At 39.1% G+C, this 1,937-nt stretch carries 4 protein-coding genes and 1 tRNA gene; all 5 read right to left on the reverse strand.

Annotated elements, in window-relative coordinates; genetic code table 11:
- Positions 1 to 196 (reverse strand): hypothetical protein (locus tag MV676_RS01770; RefSeq protein WP_297444725.1); only part of this gene is annotated, 196 nt, incomplete at its 3' end.
- A 128-nt stretch (positions 197 to 324) separates the two neighbouring features.
- Positions 325 to 400: transfer RNA gene (locus tag MV676_RS01775), tRNA-Thr, on the reverse strand.
- 57 nt (positions 401 to 457) lie between these two features.
- The gene (locus MV676_RS01780) at positions 458 to 712 is read right to left on the reverse strand and encodes a DUF2892 domain-containing protein (protein ID WP_297444726.1); all 255 of its coding nucleotides are present in this window, start codon (positions 710 to 712) and stop codon (positions 458 to 460) included.
- Positions 699 to 1,418, reverse strand: coding sequence for a hypothetical protein (locus MV676_RS01785; protein ID WP_297444728.1), 720 nt, complete (start codon positions 1,416 to 1,418; stop codon positions 699 to 701). Before MV676_RS01785 ends, MV676_RS01780 begins: the two co-directional genes overlap by 14 nt.
- Positions 1,402 to 1,937: tetratricopeptide repeat protein (locus MV676_RS01790; protein WP_297444730.1), on the reverse strand; the 536-nt coding region annotated here is incomplete at its 5' end. The genes MV676_RS01785 and MV676_RS01790, both read right to left, overlap by 17 nt.

Here is a 1,937-nt window from a genome sequence, read left to right on the forward strand (position 1 = left end):
TAAGGAACCTCTTTCCGTAGTAAACCTCTAACTGCGTAATTAGAAGTGATAGAGCAACCTGGCCAACAAACGAGAGCAGCGGAATAAAGTGAAAAATAAACAGGACGATAATAAACAGAAAAAAGACGACAACCGCTTTCCAGTTTTTCGTAACGGCAGAAAAACTGTAATCGAGCATGAGGGCAAACCTGTTCATAAAGAAACCTCTCAAATAGGGAAGATTAAAAGAATTATACAGACTGGAATACTTAAATTTTGACAGGAAGCCTTTAACAGATTTTGAAGAGGTTTTCCAAAGGGAGGGATCTCTATACAACTTTTAAGTGGTGCTGGCGGGGGGACTTGAACCCCCGACCTGGGCATTACGAGTGCCCCGCTCTGCCAGCTGAGCTACGCCAGCATAAAGATCCAGCAGATAAATTGAGACAAAGTTTCAACTCTGTCAAGATTTGCCGATTTACTTTTGCTCTTCTTTACAGTATTTCTCAAGGAGAGAAGGAACTCCAAGTTTGTGTATTAAAATTGAAGAAGGGCACAAACCTGTAATTGCGTAGAACATAAGCATAAAACCAACAAAAAGGGTAAAGTAGAAGAAGTATTTGTTTCCGGTTATAAGCCCCAACAGGACGCTTGCGAAGACGAAGAATCCTGCAAGGAAAGATGTTATCCTCTCAACATACCAGCTGTCAGTTTTCGCCCTATAAATTGCCACTTTTTCCCTCCTTTTCGAAGATTATTTTACAGTTAGACGGAACTGAGTTGTAGAGCTCCTCTGCACTATAAAAATTACCACCAAAGCAGACTCCTGAAAAGTCCCCAGCGAGGTTAAAAACAAAGCCATTTTCAGAACATCCTTTTTCTATGTCAAAGAGTTTCACAGTTGTGTCGTTTCCTGCCCAGCTAACAATGGCTCCAAATTTTTCAATCATTCCTCTTTCAGTTTCAACAGGAAAAATGCCTTTGACTTTGTATTCAAGGATTAATAAACCATCATCACATTGGTAAACTTTTTCAGGAACGGTTAGTTGTCTTCCCATCAGTTGAGCATTTATAAATGGCCATTCCATAGGGTAAAACGTAAGAAGAAACACGTTCAGTCCTTCGTGGGCGGGTGTTACCTTAAGTATGAGGGCTGGAAATGTTGCTGGGCCATTCTTGATTTTAATTATATAAGAAGTTACAACTGACGAAATATTTTCTACTTGAGATAAGATATCTGCTGGGATATTCTCATCACTACTGTTATTAGAGGATATTTCTTCTATTAGTTTTGGTGAATTTTTGGGTTTATGTTCTAACTTCTTTCCTGTAAAGTGTGCTGATGGCTTAAATGATAGTTTGTAGTGGATTAAGAAACCTAAAGAAAAAGCGGTGATAGCAGCAGATATAGCTATTATAATGTTAAGGAACGTTCTCATTTAACTCTTCGAGCTCCCTTTTAGCTTCTGCTGAGAGAGGACTTGCAGGTTTAAGTTTAATACATTTTCTTAAAAACCTTATGCCCTGTTCTCTTTTTCCTTCATGTAAGTATATTTTACCAAGTTTACAGTATGGTTCCTGAATGTTCGGATGGAGTTCTATGAGCTGATAGTATATCTCCTTTGCCTTTTCAATCTGCCCTTCTTTCTGTAGCAGTTCTGCAAGTTTAAGATAAGCGGGGGCAAAATCGACGTTGTTCCTTATAGCAAGAATAAGTTCTTTTTTAGCTTTTTCTGTATTTCCTGCTTTTTCATCGAGAAGTGCAAGTCTGTAATAGGCCACTTCTGGGGTGAGGTAAAGAGGGTTGGAAAGTGCTTTTAAGTAAAATTCTCTTGCTTTATCAGGTTTTCCCTTTTCCTCGTATAGGATTCCCAGATTAAGCCAGGCTTCTGAGAAGTCGGGCTTCATGGAAATTGCTTTTCTAAGGAAGCGTTCTGCTTTGTCTAAGTCCCCTCTCT

The organism is Desulfurobacterium sp. (assembly GCF_027028515.1).
Taxonomy (GTDB): Bacteria; Aquificota; Aquificia; order Desulfurobacteriales; family Desulfurobacteriaceae; genus Desulfurobacterium_A.

Bases quoted from the DNA above. Each gene is read 5' to 3' on its own strand.
- MV676_RS01785 (WP_297444728.1), bottom strand. From the start codon at position 1,418: ATGAGAACGTTCCTTAACATTATAATAGCTATATCTGCTGCTATCACC.